Here is an 18,341-nt window from a genome sequence, read left to right on the forward strand (position 1 = left end):
TGTAGATGTAAAGATAGCCTACGAATGGGAATCGGAATCGAGAGAATCATCTAGCAAGGCTGCCTAAATGCTTCCACACATGTTGATGATGCCTCCATTTTTCAATGTCCTCATTTTAACTCCCAGTTTATGTTAATCGTGACATTACAAAAAAGATGCCACGGGATGCAAATATACACAATTTTTTTGTGGATGGCTTCCTCTTTTTTTCTTTGTATGTAAAATGTATTATTTATGTTGTATACAATTTTTGAGTTTATTATATATGGCAGTGGATGTTGATAGTGAGAATTAATGGGCGGTATAATATCGAAAAATACGTCAAGACGTTGCGTAATGACGAAGTTTATATTTCTAATATTTTTGGTATACCTTATGCTGATACTACCATCGTCTTTAATAAAAATTGGACGATTGCTAAGAAGAGGGGCAAAAGAATAGCCTCTTTCGGTATAGACGATATTACCTGCGGAAAGTTTTTTCCGCAGGTTTTTATCTATATTCTCTTACATGTTAAAACCGATTCTCATTTCTTTCCTGATTGCGCTATCCCTCACTGGCTGTGGTCTTGTAGGCAATTCCCCTGCGGCGTCAAGAGGTTTTGATCCGGAAGGAAATCGTGCTCGGTCGGATGCGTTCACGGCATCTCCCATCGGGACGCCTGCAGCAAAGGAAAGGAAGTCGGCGGCTGTTGAACCTGCTGCAGGTCCGCTGTCCGATCCGAATGCTGCTGCAATACCGACGGAAGTTGGTCAGTCGGATGTTCAAACTCCCAAGCGTTTGGAAAACCCTGTATACGTAGCGGTGGTGGAAACTATTTCTGATGGCGTGATCCAGGCGAATGAAAATCAGTTCCTTACGGATGTACTCCGCGAAGAAGCCGTGAAGGTTCTTGATCCTAGTCTGAACTATACCATCATGACTCGGGAAAATATTCAGGCAATGCTTCCGCCGGATAAGAATATCGAAGATTGTGAAGGTTCCTGCCTGGTTGAGACGGGCCGAAACATTGCTGCTAATTATGTGGTGCAGGCCCGCGTAAATACGTTCGGAACGAGTCTAACGATTACCGTGGAACTGTACGATACAAGAACCGGGAAGCTCATGTCTAGCTTCAGTGCCAAGAAAACAGATATTGATTCTCTGGAAGTGGAAATCCGTGAAAAGGCGCCGCAAATGTTCCAGCAAGTATTGAAACTGGAATCCAATTGATTTCGCTAAATCTCCCTTTTTCGACTAAAAATCCCCGTTTTTTCCCTTCGTCCCATTGACAACTTGTCCATGGGATGTTTTTTTACGCCATTTCATTTTCTTGCTTGTAAAGATATCTTTAGGCTTATAAAGGATGCCTTTGGTGTGGGCAAAAAAGCGAGGAAATATGGTTTTGAAGAGTTTGGCTAGTAAGGCTGTGCTTTGTGCTGCCTTTGGTTTGGGCGCTGCACAGGCCGCAACCCAGGCAACATTCTATGTGGCTCCCGATGGTAGCGATGCTGCCAAGGGTACCAAGGATGCTCCCTTTAAGACTATTGGTGCGGCCCAGAAGGCTGTCCGCGCCATTAACGGTTCCATGACCGGCGACATCGAGGTGATTCTTCGCGAAGGCACCTACCAGGTAACCAATACCATTAACTTTGACGAACGTGACGGTGGCCAGAATGGTCATTACGTTCGCTACAAAGCTGCAGAAGGGGAACACCCGCTGATTACCGGCGGCATGCCCATTACGGGCTGGACCCTTCACGACGAGGCCAATAACATCTGGAAGGCCGAAGGTGTTGAGGGCCGTTTCCGTCAGCTTTATGTGAACAACCAGAAGGCTGTTCGCGCTTGTTTCCCCAACGTGATTGCGGCAAACGACAAGGGCGTCGGCGGTTTTGACCATGATTTTGTGCGCCTTACCAAGGTGGACTCTACGGGTCGCGCTTTCGATGTGTCTGCGGATTACATCAAGAATATCAAGAACATCGAGGATGTTGAAATTCACTTGATGATCGCCTGGTCCGAAAATATCCTGCGTCTTGAAAAGGCCCAGGTGAACGGCGGCACCGCAAAGCTTATTCCCAAGGATCCTGAACGAACCAAGCTGTTCCATCGTGCTTACCCCATGCTGGGCACCGCCTTCATGAGCAATCCGCCCAAGCAGCAGGCCTTCTATCTGGAAAATTCCTATGACCTCATTGATGCGGAAGGGGAATGGTACCTGGACGAAAAGGAACATGTGCTTTACTATAAGGCCCGCAAGGGCGAAAACATGGGTACAGCCAATGTGGTGGCTCCCCGCGTGAACACGCTGTTTAACGTTCTTGGTAAGGATACCAAGACCAAGGTGGGCTATATGGCTTTCGAGGGCCTGTACTTCGCCCACTCCAATTACACTCGCCCCAGCGAAGAGGGCTTCCTGGATCTGCAGGCCGCCAACTTCAACGTGGATGTCTTGCCGGATCCGGGTCGCGGAAACTGGGAAAAGCTGAACAGTAACAAGTATTTGCTGTGGCGCCCCGATGCCGCCTTCCGTGTAGAAAATGCCCATCACTTTTTGGTGCAGGGTTGCGTCTTCTCCCAGATTGCGGCTACCGGCCTTGACTTTGTTAGCGGAACAAACGACGACTTGATTCAGGGCAACGCCTTCTTTGAAGTGGGTGCCGCAGGCATTATGCTGGGCAAGTTCGCTCCCGACTCCCTCAGCGAAATTCATGAAGGTTACAACCCCTCTGACAAGGACGAGATCAGTACTCGCGATACCATCAAGAATAACCTGGTGACAAACGTGACCAACGAGCATCAGGGGGCAGTAGGTATTGGTGCAGGCTATCCCCGCTATGTGGTGATTGAACATAACGAAGTTTCCTACACCTACTACTCTGGAATTTCTGTTGGCTTTGGCTGGACCAAGAAAGAAACTGCCATGACCAACAATCACATTAACTGGAATAACATCCACCACATCGCCCGCTTGCTGTGCGATTCCGGTCCGATCTACACCTTGTCCAACCAGGGCACGGGCAGTGAAATCCAGCACAACTACATTCACGACAATGGGACTTCCAAGTGGGCTGACTACTGGAACGTGCCCATCTATCTGGACGAAGGCTCCAGCGGCTTTACCGTGAAGGAAAACGTGTTCAAGAATTCTCCCGCAGGTGTGGGCCAGAACCAGGCTGGACAAAATACTCTTCAGCAGACCAACGATTACTACAACGCCGATGTGGTAAACAATGCTGGCATCGAGAAGGATTTCCAGTACATTCGTAGTATCAAGGAAATTCCTGTGGCAGATTTCTCCAATATTGTCCCTCAGGCTCCTTTCAACGATGTGGTTCATAGCATTCCCGGTCGCCTGCAGTTTGAAGACTACGACGAAGGCGGTCAGGCAGTTTCTTACAGCGATAAGGATGCTGCAAACCAGGGCGGCGCCTACCGCGAAGACGGTGTGGACGTAGTTGGCCTTGACTGTGCTGATTCTGCCGCTACGGAAGATTGCAAGGGTTATGCCGTGGGCTATACCGATGCCGGCGAATGGATGGAATACACCGTCAATGTGATTCTCGAAAGCGAATACGTCTTCCGTGCCAACGTGGCTAGCGGTTTGGATGTTGCAGGATTCCAGCTGTTCCTGGATGGCAAGGCTGTAAGCGATACCATCTCTATCCCCAAGGGCGAAGACTGGGACACCTATACCGAAATCAATGGCAAGACCGAGAAATTGGCCAAGGGAGAACATGTTCTTCGCGTCATGATGACGGGCGCTTATGGCAATCTGGACTGGATTCAGTTTGCGCTCACCGAAGCGGAATTGGATACTCCTGATCCCGACGGAATTCGTGGAAGTTACAACCTGAATCTGGATGTTTCCAATGTGGGCGCCTACAGGATCTACAACTCCCAAGGCCGCCTGATGGGCTATGTGAATGCCACATCCGCCCGCGAGGCCCGCGACATGGTTCGCAGCCGCGTTATGGACGCCGGTATTTACATGGTGAAGACGCCCAACGGTTCCGCCTTCAGAATGAACGTGAAGTAATAATCCGGAATGTCATGCTGACGAAGGTCAGCATCGGCTGGACTTTCAAGAAAATGGCGAAATCATCCCGAGGTTTTTAAAACTTCGGGATTTTTCTATATGCTACGAATTGTAGTATAAAAATTAAATTTTTTGATGTTTATCTAAATACTTGTTTATTTTTCTTTAAATTCGTTAATTTTGTAGTATAAAATCTATTGCGAGCATTGAAAGCAAAACCTAAATTATAGGCATGAAGGAAATTGTCGAATACCATAGCTATCGAAAGTATATGCAGGATTTTTACGAGGAGCGCAAGCGCTGTTCCGCCTTTTCCTGGCGTGAATTTTCGAAGATTGCTGGATTTTCTTCGCCTAACTACATGAAGGTGGTTTGCGAGGGCAAGAGCCGCCTCAGCAAGGCGGGGGTGGAGAGTGTGTCCCGCGCCATGGGGCTGGAAGGTTTTCAGGTGGAATACTTTACCGCCATGGTGGATTTTGAGGATGCGAAGACGGAGGCGAAAAAGAAGGCTGCCTTTGAACGGATGCAGGACATCGCCAAGGAAAATCGGATGCGGGTCATCGATGCCGACGCCTACCATTATTTTGAATCCTGGGTGAATCCGGTTTTGCGCGAGTTGGCTCCGCTTATGCCTGGGGCAAAACCTCTGGAAATTGCCCGCATGTGCTACCCTGTGGTCAGTGCCGCCGAGGTCCGTCATTCTCTGGATTTCATGGTGTCTGCGGGACTTCTCAAGAAAGAGGGGGAGGCGTACGTTCAGACGGAGAAGTCGGTAACGGGCTCTGCCGAGGCAATCCCGCTGGCGCTCCGTTCCATGCACCGCCAGATGTCAAAGCTTGCTACCGAAGCCATTGATGACCGCCCTGTGACGGAGCGCTTTATGGCAGGCGTCACCTTGGGTATTTCGCCGAAGACTTACGAACGCATCGCTCAAGAGATGGATGCTTTCCGCCAGAAACTGGTGGCCATTGCCGCCGAAGAAGAAAGCTACACTCAGGTGTACCGCGTGAATTTACAGATGTTCCCTTTGACGAAGGACGTTACAAAGGAGGAAGAAAAATGAAAATGTTGAACTTTGCGAACTTCAAAAGGGGTGCGCAGTTTAGTAAAGTAGCGCTGTCTTGTGCTGCTGCATTGAGCGCCGCCGGGCTCATCGCCTGCTCTGATTCCAGTTCCACTGACCCGGAATTGAGTGGTTCCACCAATGAACCCAACGCGGTAGCGGGCGATTCTACGCTGACGGATGAACAGGTTGCTATTCTGGAAAAGAGCTTCGACATATTCAAGGGCCAAAAACCGACTTACGTAGAAAATAGTTCTGGTGGCCCGGTGAATTCCGATGACGACATGTGGATAGAACCGGATCCCCAATATGTCTATGTCACGGATAAAATTCTCGCTCCTTTTGGCGGTTGGGGTGGTGGCCGTAGCCAGTATCGATACAGGAGTGAAGATTATCTTCGCGAATGCTTTGTGGAAAGTGATTCCAGCGGGTCTGCCGTATTTTCCACTCGCGAATTCCAGAAGAATCCCCGTTATATGAATGGATTCCGTTATGATCATTTGACTAGCATTGAATCTGCCCGCTATACGGTAGAAGAGGGCGATACGGTCGTCATCAAGTCGGTGGGTACAGACATGGTTGCTACCAGCGGATTCTGGGGCCTTGATTACAGCTGTGCGGAATTTTTGCAGAACTTCAAGGACGATTGCAAAAAACAAAATGGCCTGTTCAAGGATTTTGGTGACGGTTGCCGCAATGGCAAGCCTATCGTGTCCTGCGCCTTCTTCCTGCCGGAAGGTGCCACAACCCAGTCCTACATTGACAACTACGAACAGGAACTGATTGACTTCTGTAAGAAAGATTCCTTGTGGTATGCTCCCAAGGATGATCCCGACCATACGCCCGGCAGTTGCATGGGGCGCGGTGGTGTAGATGAAAATGGACAGTCCTATAGCTATACGGAATGTTTTTACCTGAATGGGGATCCTATGGACCTGAGCGGTCTGGAAGGGGGAAACAAGTCTGATCCGGTGGAGAACGCCATCTACAACGACTGGCGACTGAATGTGAAACGGACTTATGACGCCTATAGGAAGCAGTTTGCGGTATGGGAGATTGTCACCGACACCATGATTTACCTGAAAAATTATCCCGAATTAAACTCCGGAGATGGCTTTGCTTATAATACCTTGCTGGAAGGGGATGCAAGTATAGGTTATAGAACGGAAGGAATGTATCCGCTGAACGATACGCTGGTAGGGAAGTTCTTCCCCGAGGTATTGAATAATCCCCGTATGGTAAAAAAGCTGACGGATGACGAAAACTCCGGAACCTACTTTATGGTTGTCCTGAAGGATGTGGGTGCCAAGGGACATGTCCTGAGGTCCATCGGGCTGGACGAAATTCTTGTGACGGATGTGGTGAAGTCTGGTGACTGCCCCGCCGACGAGGCGGTCTATTATTCCGCATTCCTCGTGAAGGGCAATCCCGACTGGGATGTTTCGGGAAAGACGGTCCGACGCCAGGTTTTCGAAAGCCCGCTCTGGAACTGTAATGATCCCGAAAGTCTGGAACGTATAGAACCCTACGGCCAATGGATTGTGCCCGATATGGTCAACTGATTTTTATTTCCTATACTAGCGATTCGCTGTTTTAGCTTAATTTTAGCGATTTTATCATTTATCCCATTGACAACTTGTCAATGGGATTTCTTTTTAGACTAGTGAAAAAGGCTCCTTTGAAACATATTTTTCATCTTGTAACTTGTAAAAGGGTTGGTTTTGTATGAAAAAGAACTTCAAGAAGTGGATTGCCCCGGCTGCATTTGGTCTGTTTGGCTTTGGTTTGGTGCCCTCCGCCATGGCTGATAATCCATTTATCCAAACTTATTATTCCCCGGACCCGGCTCCGGTTGTTTTTGGTGATACCCTTTGCTCCTATTCCGGTAATGACGAAGGCGGTTCCTTCTTTACCATGCACGGTTGGCGTGTTTCCTGTACTACCGATATGGTGAACTGGACCGACATGAACACCCTGATCCTTGAAGCTGGCGACTTTAACGGTAGCGCTAAGAAGAATAGCGACTGGGCCGCCCAGGTTATCCGTCGTAAAAATGCGGAAGGTGTTTACAAGTATTACTACTACGTAACCGTGGAATCTACCCGCGGTGGCCGCGCCATTAACGTGGCTGTTTCCGATTACAAGGAAGGCCCCTTTAAGGACGCCTTGAATGGCAAGCATTTGGCTGGTCCCAACTGGGACTACATCGATCCCACCGTATGGATTGACGATGACGGCCAGGCTTACCTCTACTGGGGTAACCCCAAGCTTTACTATTGCCCTCTCAAGGACAACATGATCGAATGTGACGGTAAGGAAAAGGTCACCGACATGGCTTCCTTTAACGGCAAGTATACCGAAGGTCCGTGGATTCACAAGCGCGGCAACAAGTATTACATGATTTACGCCGCCGGCGGCATTCCGGAATCCATTGACTACTCCTGGAGTGATTCTCCCACCGGACCGTGGGAATACAAGGGTGTGATTATGCCCAGTGCCGAACCGGGTTCTGCATTTACGGTTCATTCCGGTATTGTGGATTTCAAGGGCCGCAGCTTCTTCTTCTATCATAACCAGCGTCGCGTTCCCAGCGCAGGCGGCTATTCCCGTACTTCTGCTGTAGAAGAATTTACCTGGGGTGCCGATGGTACCATTCCCACCATCCGCATGACAGACGAAGGCGTTACCAAGCCTATCAAGAATCTGGATCCGTATACCCGCGTAGAAGCCGAAACTAAGGCCTGGGTCGAAGGCATTACTGTGGATAAGGCTGGTGGCTACACCATTATCAAGAATGTGGATGCTGAAGGCAAGACTGTATTCCTTACCAACATGAATGCTGGTTCCTGGACTAAGGTTCGTTCTGTGGATATGAGCGATGGTGCCGACAATATCGTGGTTTGCACTAAGGGCGGTTCCGGTAAGATTGAACTACATTCCGGTTCTGCAACAGGCCCGCTGATGTCTACCATCGACGTTCCTGCAAGTTCCGATTGGCAGGAAAATTCTTTCCCTGTAACAGGCGCTGATGGCGTTGCTGACCTGTATTTCGTATTTAAATCCGGTAACTTCAAGTTTGACTACTGGTATATGGAAAGCACCGCACAGGCTGTTCCCCAGGAACCGTTCAATGGCAAGGCTTTCGCAATTCCTGGCATTATTCAGGCTGAAGAATTCGATAAGCCGGGCAAGGGCCGCGGAAATCAGTCTTTCAGCGACAAGGATGCTGAAAATCATGGCGATGGCGACATGCGTAAGGACGACGCGCCTGCAGTTGATCTTTACAAGAAGTCTGGCGACCGCGTAGTTGTAGGTTACATTCAGGAAGGTGAATGGCTGGAATACACCATAGATGTTGCAGAAAAGGGTGATTACACCATGTTTGCCGCAGTTGCATCTGATGGAGGCTCCAAATTCAAGCTTTCCCTGGATGGAGATGATATTACCTCTGACATTGAAGTTCCTGCTGCCAAGAAGGAAGAAGGTGCCGAACAGAATTTTGACGACTATAGCAAGGTTCAGGCTAACGTTACACTCCCTGCTGGTAAGCATATCCTTCGCTTTACCGCAACCGCTGACTGGTTTGACGTAGACTATTTCAACTTCGAGAGCGGTAAGGATGCCGAAGATAAAGCTCCCATCGGTTCTAACACTGAACCTGGTGAAGAACTTGCGATTGCCAAGGTTAAGGGCGTTTTCGATATGAACGCAACTTACCATGTGTTTGATATGCAGGGCAAAAAGCTTGGAATTGTACGTAGCAACGGTATGCCGATTTCTGCGGCCATGATGCAGGCTGGTTTTGTCAAGGGTGTATACATGGTCCGTGGGGTTACCAGCAAGAAGTCTCAGCTGGTGAACTTAAAATAAAAGAATACTTTATCTTAAATGAGTGGAAAGCGTCCCTGCGAAAGTGGGGGCGCTTTTTTGAGGATAGACTCTATCACTTGCTTATCCATGGTGGATATATTTGGATAAACTGTCCATAAGACTTTATTAAAAAATGTGTTTTAGGGTGGATAAAAGGGGTATCTTTCTTAATGGTTTGGTAATAACGAGGAAACTATGAAAAAGAGTAGTTTGGTTTTGAATGCGGTTTTAGGCCCGGCCTTTGCTGCAATGATGCTTTCTCCGTCCGCAGCGTCCGCTCAGAATTTTAACGAGTGGAACGGAAATCCTAAGACTTTTGGCATTAACGTGCTTTCTCCTCACGTGACCAGCATGCCGTACAATACGCTTGAAGAAGCCTTGAAGATGGATCGTCGAGCTTCTGAATGGTACCAGAGTCTGTCTGGCACCTGGAAGTTCTTCCATGTGGATGCCCCGGCTCAGCGTAACAACGACTTCTTTGCCGACAATTACGACGTTTCCAAGTGGGATGAAATTCCGGTTCCTGGGAACTGGCAGATTTATGGCTACGACCATCCCATTTACAGTAACGTGATTTATCCGTGGAACAAGAACGACTGGATTAATCCTCCTGCAGCTCCCACAAAGTTTAACCCGGTGGGTCATTACCGCCGTAACTTTACCGTGCCCAAGAATTGGGATGGCAAGCGCATTCGCCTGCACTTCGAAGGCGTGGAATCCGCTTACTATGTTTGGGTGAACGGCAAGTTCGTTGGCTATAGCGAAAACTCCTTTACCGACCACGAATTTGATATTACTGACAAGCTTCGCAGTGGCGAAAACAACATCTCCGTGCAGGTGTTCCGCTGGTGCGATGGCTCCTGGATGGAAGACCAGGACTTTATTCGTTTGTCTGGTATCCAGCGTGACGTGTACATCTACGCCACTCCCAAGATTCATATTCAGGATTTCCAGGTTAACGCTTCCTTGGCAAGCAACTACACCGACGGTACCTTGGATCCTAGCATTTGGATAAGGAATACTAGTTCCGCAGCTTCTGGCACCTATACTCTGGAGATGGGTGTGTACGATGCTTCTGGCGCTGCCGTGGTGACTGACAAGGCATCTGTTTCCATTGCCGCAGGCAAGGAAGAAAAGGTCACCTTTAGCAAGGTCGTTTCTGGCGTTAAGCTGTGGGCTTCTGAAACTCCGAACCTCTATACCTTCGTGCTTACCTTGAAGGACGCTTCTGGAAAGACTGTTCAGGTTGAAAGTAACCGCATTGGCTTTAAGAAGGTGGAATTGAAGAAGAACGCCCAGGGCATTACCCAGTTCCTGGTGAACGGCAAGCCTGTGATTTTGCGCGGTGTGGACCGTCATGAAATCGATCCGGATTACGGCCATACCATTAGTCGCGAATTGATGGAACGAGACGTGTTCCTTATGAAACAGTTTAACATCAATGCCTTGCGTACTTCCCATTATCCCAATGACCCGTACATGTACGATCTTTGCGATAAGTATGGTATTTACGTTCTTGATGAAACGAACTTGGAAACTCACGGTGCAAACGATAAGGTTCCCAAGAGCGATGACAACTGGCGCCCCGCTTCCTTGGAACGTATCAGCTCCATGATTCAGCGCGACAAGAACCATGCCTCCATTATCATTTGGTCCTTGGGTAACGAGGCCGGATACGGTGACGTTTTTGCCTCCATGCGTGAATATGCCCATCAGGCAGACCCGTCTCGCCCGGTGCATTACGAAGGCGACAACAACAATGCCGACGTTCAGAGCTGCATGTATTGTAGCGACTGGACTGCCGCCACCTACAACAACAATAACAAGCCCTGGATGCTTTGCGAATACGAACACGCCATGGGTAACTCCGTGGGTGAACTTAAGGAATATGTAGACGCGTTCTACAGCAACCCCCGCGTTTTCGGTGGTTTCATTTGGGACTTTATCGACCAGGGCTTGCGCCGCAACGGTACCAAGTACTTTAATTTCGGCGGCCTCTGGGGCGATCAGCCTAACGACGATAACTTCTGCGCCAACGGCCTGGTTCTTCCGGATCGTACCTTGCAGCCCGAAATGTGGGAAGTCAAGCACCAGTACCGTAACGTAGTTGTTCGCGACAAGGGTGCCGCAAAGGGCGCTGTGGAAATCGAGAACCGTTTTGACTTCGTGAACCTGAAGGACTACGCCACTGCAGTTTGGACCCTGAAGGAAGATGGCAAGGAAGTGGCCAAGGGCACTCTTTCTAGCACTCAGCTTGATGTTGCTCCTTTGTCTAAAAAGGAAATTACCATCGATCTCAAGAAGCCCACTCTCAAGGCTGGCTCCGAATACTATCTGGATATTGATTTCCAGTTGAAGAACAAGCAGGATTGGGCCGACGTTGGCTTTAGCATTGCCCACGAACAGTTCATGGTGCAGCTGGGTCAAGACAAAGTTCCTCAGGTTGATTTCTCCAGCTTGCCTAAGCATAAGGTTTCCGAAGGCAATGGCAAGGCTGTCGTGGAAGGTGACGATTTCTCCGTTACCATCAATACGGCAAATGCAACTATTGAAAACTACAAGTTGAACGGCCTGGAATTGATTTCCGCAGGTGGTGTTCCCAACTTCTGGCGTGCTCCTACCGATAACGATAAGGGCTACAATATGGAAAAGGAAAGCGGTGTCTGGCGCAAGGCCGGTAGCACTCGCAAGGTGAATAGCTCCAAGGTCACCAAGGTTTCCGATAACGAAACTCGCTTCGACTTTGACTTGGGAATTTCCGCTGGCTACTCTACCATGAAGCTTAGCTACACCGTTTACGGTTCTGGCGATATCCTGGTGGATTACACCTTTACCCCGGATGCAGCACAGCCTGCAATTCCCAATGTGGGTACCCTCTTCACTATTCCTGGCGGCTTTGAAAAGGTCCAGTGGTATGGCCGCGGCCCCAGCGAAAACTACGTGGGTCGTCGTGAAGGTAGCTATGCAGGCATTTACAAGGCTAACGTAGACGATTTCTTTGTTCCCTACATGGAAGTGGGTGAAACTGGCCAGCGTAGCGATGTGAAGTGGATGATGATGACCAACGCACAGGGCAAGGGCCTTATGGTTGTTGGCTCTCCCCGTATGGAATTCAACACATTGCATTACACTCCGGAACAGCTGACCGACGTGAAGCTACCTTGGGATTTGAAGCGTGACAAGGACATTACCCTCCGTGTAGACCTGCAGCAGATGGGCCTTGGTGGCATCAACAGCTGGGGTGCAAAGCCTCTGGACAAGTACAGACTGTTTGCAAAGAACACCTTCAAGCACAAGTTCCGCATTACTCCGGTACGTGGCCTGATGGAAGATCCAAACGAACTTGCAAACATCGGTTTCCCCAACTTGGAAACCAGCCTTGTGGATGCCAAGTATCCCTCCATTGAATACGGTGAAGTCAAGCAGGAAGCTTTTGCCGACAATACTTTCCCGGGTACCATCGAAATGGAAAACTACGACAAGGGCGGTGAAGGCCTGAGTTTCCACGATGCCGATATGGAAAATGAAGGTGGCGTCTATCGCGAAGACGGTGTAGATGTGGTTTGCCTGGGCGGTACAGACAACAAGGACTGCGAAGGTTATGCCATCGGTTACACACAGGCTGGTGAATGGCTTGAATTCACTGTTGACGTAAAGGAAACTGGTAATTATCTGTTCCGTGCAAACGTGGCGAGCGGTCTTGAAGGCAGCGGCTTCAAGCTCTACCTAGATGGAAAGGCTGTTACAGATACGGTAAAGGTCCCCAAGGGTGAAGACTGGGATACCTATGGAACAGTCGATGGAAAGATTGGTAACGTCACGGCCGGTAAGCATGTGCTCAAGGTCGAATTGACTGGGGCCTATGCAAATATTGACTGGATCCGTTTTGGCATTACCGAAGAAAGCTTGCCGATTGCCCAGAATCGTATGGAACTGGACGTGGGTGAATCCCAGGACTTCTACGTATTCTCTGCCAAGGGGCGTATGCTTACCAAGGTGAACGCTGTTGACCTGAACCAGGTCCGCGAACAACTGCAGGATATGGGCATGCAGCCTGGCGCTTACATCATCCGCAGTGCCAATGGTGCTGTGAAGCAGGTGATGAAAGTTACGAGATAATTTCGAACAGTAATCAAAAAATTCCACACCCAAATAAGAACACCTCGGGATTATCCCGCGGTGTTTTTTCATGCCTAGCCATGTCTTGCCGCTTAATGTCATGCTGAGGAAACTCAGCATCGGCTGTTTTGTTGTTCATTGATTGCTTTGATAAACTGTCCACGAATGTTTTTTTCACGATGTTGTAATTCAAAACAGCCTTGGGTATTTTTACAACTATAAAGTTGGGTTAAAAAAAGAGGTTTTGTATGATTCTCAAAAACATGATGTTCGGTTTGGGAATGAGCTTTGCCGCTCTTTCTGCTCCCATGTTTGTGGAGTCTGTTTCTGCAGCTCCCGAAACATCCCATGTACTTTGGTACAATAGTGATGCCGGCACCACGTTTACCAACGCATTGCCTATTGGTAACGGCTATATGGGCGGCATGGTCTATGGCGGCGTCAGCAAGGACGTCATCAACCTGAACGAAGGTACCGTCTGGAATAGCGGCCCCGGCAGCAACAACAAGAGCGGTTCCGCGAGCAAGCTGGGCCAGATTCGTAATGCCCTGTTCTCTGGGGACTACAAGACTGCCGAAGATATGACCGGCAGCTTCTCCACCTACGATATTGCAAAGTTCCAGCCCGTTGGCGATTTGATTTTGAATTTCGGTCACACCGGTACAGATTACCGCCGTGAACTGGATCTTGAAACAGCAACAGCCAAGACCACCTATACTTCTGGCGGAGTCAAGTACACCCGCGAATATTTTGCCAGCTATCCGGACAATGTGATTGTGGTTCGCATTTCTGCAGACGCAAATGGCAAGGTCAATTTTGACGCCTCCTTCACGTGCCCCCACACCAACAAGAGTATAAAGAATGTGGGCTCCGATGGCCTCACTTTGGATGCGACCATCAATTCCATCAAGTTCCAGTCCCGCTTTGTAATCAAGGCCGATGGCGGTAAGGTTTCCGCTGGCAATGGTTCCGTCAAGGTGGAAGGGGCAAACTCCGCCTACATCATCTTGAATACAGGTACCAACTTTGTGTCCTTCAATAATGTTACGGCCAATCCGGGCGAACGCGCCGCTGCCGCAGTTGACGCAGCCAGCAAAAAAACTTATGACCAGCTGAAGTCTGCCCACCTGAAGGACTATCAGGAACTGTATAACCGTGTTCGCCTGAACCTGGGATCCGCAGCCTCCAATGCTGGCGACATTACCTCCAGCCGCGTCAAGGCATTTAACACTACTGACGACCCCTCCTTCGTGGAATTGTATTATCAGTTCGGTCGCTACCTCATGATTTCCTGCTCCCGTAAGGGCGGCCAGCCCGCCAACCTTCAGGGTATCTGGAATAATGAAATGAATCCTTCCTGGGGTTCCAAGTACACCACCAACATTAACTTGGAAATGAACTACTGGATGGTGGAATCCGCCAACCTCCAGGAATGCGGAGTTCCTCTGTTTGACAAGATCAAGGCTTTGGTAACTCAGGGTTCCAAGAGCGCCAAGGAAATTTGGGGCACCGACCGTGGCTGGGTTGTCCATCATAACACCGACCTCTGGAACCGTACAGGACCTGTGGATGGCTCCTGGGGTGTCTGGCCCTCTGGCGCAGGCTGGCTCAGCACCCACCTGTGGGAACATTACCTTTACACCGGTGATAAGCAGTTCCTAAAGGATGCTTACGAAACCATGAAGGGCGCCGCTGAATTCTACCTCACCACTATGGTGGAAGAACCCAAGAGCGGCCACAAGTACCTGGTTACCGCTCCCAGTGATTCTCCGGAAAATACTCATGGAGGCTACAACGTCTGCTTTGGTCCCACCATGGATATCCAGATTGCTCGTGATGCCTTCAATAATGCGATTGAAGCTTCCAAGATTCTGGGCGTAGACGAAGATCTTCGCGCTGATTTTGAATCTGCTGTAAAGCGCCTGCCGCCTAATCAGATTGGTAAGTATGGCCAGCTCATGGAATGGTTTGAAGACTGGGACGATCCTCGCAGCGATCACCGTCATGTGTCTCACCTCTATGGGCTTTTTCCCAGTGCACAGATTTCTGTAGACGGCACCAAGGATGAAGCGGAAGCCGCAAAGACCACTTTGACTCAGCGTGGTGATAATGCTACCGGTTGGTCTCTGGCCTGGAAGATTAACCTGTGGGCCCGTCTCCAGGATGGCGATCATGCTTACAAGCTGGTTCGTAACCTGCTGACTCCGGATCGTACCTACAATAACCTTTTTGATGCTCATCCGCCGTTCCAGATTGATGGTAACTTCGGTGCAGTCTCTGGCATTAACGAAATGTTCATCCAGAGCCAGGGCGGCAAGATCCGTGTTTTGCCTGCGCTTCCTTCCAAGTGGTCTAGCGGTAGCATTGCTGGCCTTAAGGCTCGCGGTGGCGTGACTGTGGATTCCCTTGCATGGAATAACGGCAAGCTGACTTATCTTGGCTTGAGCTCCACCAATAAGGATAACTTGACCATTGAATACAACGGCAACATCGCAAGCACCACTACCATGGCTGGCGGCAAGTACGAATTCGATGGTAACTTGAAGCTGACCAATGAACCTTTCGAAGCTGTAGCTCTTCCCGCAAAGATTGAAGCGGAAGATTACGTGGCGATGGATGGCGTGGTCATTGAACCGGATGAATCTGGCGAACCTAACATCGGCTGGATTGAAGACGGCGACTGGTCCGAATACTTCGTGAAGGCTCCTTCCGCTGGCCGCTACAACCTGAAGGTCCGCGTAGCTTCCGGCTCCGAGGAAAAGAGCACTATTACTGTTGCCAATGAAGCAGGAAAGACCCTTGGCACTATCACGGTGGATCCCGCAAAGACCAAGGGCTGGAATGACTGGTACGAAGAGGAAACTGAACTGGAACTTCCTGCAGGCGAGCAAACCCTGCGCTTCACTTTCAATGGAACAGGGTTCCTTATGAATGTGGACAACTTCTCCCTGGATCCAGTTGCTTCCGACGGCATTTCCGTTGCCAGCCAAAGCGTCAACTCTCTGGAAGTTTCCCGCATGCCCATGTCCCGCGCAAGCATTGCCCTGATGGTCAAGGCCCCCGCCGGCGAAAGCTTTACGGTTCGGCTTCTGGATATGGATGGCCGCCAGGTGGCCATCTCCCGCGGCCTCGGCGGTACTATCTCTCTGGTGGAATTCGGCGCATCAAGTCTTCTTCCTCAGGGTAACTACATCGCCATCGTCAAGAGCGGTTCCTTCCAGAAAACGCTTCGTGTCTCAGCCTATTAATCTGTCGGACGCTAGTACTAAACCTCAGAAAGGAGGATATTAGTACTAGCGTTTGCTGTATAGTAGAGGGACGACTAGTACTAAAATGTATGTAATGTCAAATTCATACTATGATTTTGACTGTAATTGGACGAATTTTCCTTAAAAACTAGTACGAATTTTGGAAAAATAGCTGTTCGTACTAGTGACAAGACAAAATCGGTACTAAAAGCTAGTATCAAATTGAAAAAAGAGAGCGATTGGTACTAGTGTCGGGGATAGCCATGGCGTATTGCAGCTGGGGATAGCCATGGCGTTTTGTCACTAGTGAACCTTAGTGTTATGCAAAAGAGTCCCCGCTTTTGGCGGAGACCTTTTTTTGTTAGGAGAGAATGATAATTCTTACGGCATGGTGAAGGACTTCAGGAAAGGCCAACCGACCTTGCCGTCGCCCTGTTCATGGCCGCCACCCTGCTTGGTGCAGAGAACGACCTTGGTGCCGTCCTTGCAGTTGGAGTATTCCTGGCAACCATTGGAATTGGTTGTGGGGCTGCCGGTACAACCGTTCTTTTCTGCCCAGAACTTGAAGTTGCCTTCGGCACCCAGGAAGTTCAAACCGTCATTGAAACCACTGTCACCACCCTGGTAACGGCAAACGTTGTCGGCTGTGCCGCGGAACATGATGATGGAAATGGGACGTTCCGGATTGCAGGTGGCGCTGTTAGTTCTATTCAAGTCCATTGCGGCAGGTGCCACTGCCGCGTAGATGTCGGACATGTAGCAGGCTACGTGGTTGCTCATGCCGCCGCCCATGGAAAATCCAGTTGCATAAACGCGCTTGGTGTCAATACAGACTTTTTCTTCCACCTGTTTAATCATTTCTCGGGAGAATTTCACGTCATCGTCGTTGGAGCAGCAGGGACCCACATTCCAGCCGGCGCCCATCATGGACTTTCCGCCAGTACCATCGGGGTACAGAGAAATGACGCCTTCCTGGTCGGTCAAGTTCTTGTAGGTGGTGCCGCTGAGCTGTCCCTGGCCGGAACCTCCAATGGGGTGATAGTCAACAACCAGAGGTACAGCCTTGTCGCCCTTGTACTGGCTGGGGACGTGCATAATGAAAGTACGGCTCTTGCCGTCCACATTCACACTCATCCTGTGGTCTCCGGCCTGGTAAGTTTTCCCGATGCAGCTGATGGATTCAGGAATCTTGCTGGAACTGGACTGGACGGGTGTTGCACTGGAGCTTGATGCCACCTGGGGCTTGCTGGAGCTGGAAACAGGCTTGGTGCTTGAGCTGGACTGGAAAGGAATAAACGGATTGGGGCTGGATTTCCTCATGGTGATTTTCACGTTGGTTTCCACATCCCTTGCCATGGTGTAGACGGTGTTGGCGTATCCGTCCTTGGAAAACTGCAGCGTTGCCATGGGGTCGCCCTCTTTTAAGAGAGCGTTCTTTGCGACGCCCTGCTTGGTAATCACGTAGTTTTCGCTTGCGTTTTGGACGGAAACTCGCAGAATCATCATTTTCTGGTTGCCAAGTTTCTGTAAGTCAATAGTGGCGTTCGGGGAGCTGAAGTTGTCCTGGAAGGTGATTTTGCCAAGGGCATCCATCAGAGTAGCCCTGATTTCCTTGCCGCTCTGGTTAACAATGTTCAGTAAGTTTCCCTGCTTTTGGACGGAAAGCCCGGATTTGGGGGCGATGCCGAAAATGGCGTCGGTTTCGTTAGAGATGGAAAAAACGCCATTTGCGTCCGATTCTGCTGCCAAACCTGCATAATTGAATGAATTAATGGCTACTCCGGGAATTCCAAGACCGTCTTCCGAGACGACCTGCCCGGATAGGCTCCAGCCAAATGCCATTGAGGAAAACATGGCGATTCCGCCAGCCATTCCCATGATGCGGGATAATTTCATAGCAAACACTCCTTTTGTTGCGGTTGATCCAAACCCGTTCAATACCAAACACACAATGCAAAAAGTAATTCCAAGTTGGAATATCTGGACGTACAGAAAATGAAGTTACCGTTAGCAAAATGCT

8 protein-coding genes are annotated in these 18,341 nt (G+C 49.6%); 7 read left to right on the forward strand and 1 reads right to left on the reverse strand.

What is annotated here, in order from left to right; genetic code table 11:
- Positions 1-510: 510 nt before the first annotated feature.
- From BGX12_RS10585 to BGX12_RS10615, 7 genes are all read left to right on the forward strand, one after another.
- The gene (locus BGX12_RS10585; protein ID WP_109736030.1) at positions 511-1,212 is read left to right on the forward strand and encodes a hypothetical protein; all 702 of its coding nucleotides are present in this window, start codon (positions 511-513) and stop codon (positions 1,210-1,212) included.
- A gap of 166 nt (positions 1,213-1,378) precedes the next feature.
- Positions 1,379-4,021: a carbohydrate-binding protein gene (locus BGX12_RS10590; protein ID WP_109736031.1), complete on the forward strand. Its 2,643-nt coding sequence runs from the start codon at positions 1,379-1,381 to the stop codon at positions 4,019-4,021.
- A gap of 232 nt (positions 4,022-4,253) precedes the next feature.
- The gene (locus BGX12_RS10595) at positions 4,254-5,084 is read left to right on the forward strand and encodes a TIGR02147 family protein (RefSeq protein WP_109736032.1); all 831 of its coding nucleotides are present in this window, start codon (positions 4,254-4,256) and stop codon (positions 5,082-5,084) included.
- Positions 5,081-6,646 (forward strand): hypothetical protein, encoded by a 1,566-nt coding sequence (locus BGX12_RS10600; RefSeq protein ID WP_146196318.1) that lies wholly within the window; start codon positions 5,081-5,083, stop codon positions 6,644-6,646. Before BGX12_RS10595 ends, BGX12_RS10600 begins: the two co-directional genes overlap by 4 nt.
- A gap of 163 nt (positions 6,647-6,809) precedes the next feature.
- Positions 6,810-8,954: a family 43 glycosylhydrolase gene (locus BGX12_RS10605; protein ID WP_109736034.1), complete on the forward strand. Its 2,145-nt coding sequence runs from the start codon at positions 6,810-6,812 to the stop codon at positions 8,952-8,954.
- A 195-nt stretch (positions 8,955-9,149) separates the two neighbouring features.
- Positions 9,150-13,073 carry a glycoside hydrolase family 2 TIM barrel-domain containing protein gene (locus BGX12_RS10610; RefSeq protein ID WP_158278225.1) on the forward strand — a complete coding sequence of 1,308 codons (3,924 nt, stop codon included), beginning with the start codon at positions 9,150-9,152 and terminating at the stop codon, positions 13,071-13,073.
- A 248-nt stretch (positions 13,074-13,321) separates the two neighbouring features.
- Positions 13,322-16,321: a glycoside hydrolase N-terminal domain-containing protein gene (locus BGX12_RS10615; protein ID WP_109736035.1), complete on the forward strand. Its 3,000-nt coding sequence runs from the start codon at positions 13,322-13,324 to the stop codon at positions 16,319-16,321.
- A gap of 381 nt (positions 16,322-16,702) precedes the next feature.
- Here the strand turns inward: BGX12_RS10615 and BGX12_RS10620 are convergent, their stop codons facing one another.
- A complete protein-coding gene (locus BGX12_RS10620; RefSeq protein ID WP_109736036.1) occupies positions 16,703-18,217 on the reverse strand; it encodes a PHB depolymerase family esterase in 1,515 nt (504 codons plus the stop codon).
- Between the last annotated feature and the right edge of the window lie 124 nt (positions 18,218-18,341).

Origin of the sequence: Fibrobacter sp. UWR4, assembly GCF_003149045.1 — a bacterium.
Taxonomy (GTDB): Bacteria; Fibrobacterota; Fibrobacteria; order Fibrobacterales; family Fibrobacteraceae; genus Fibrobacter.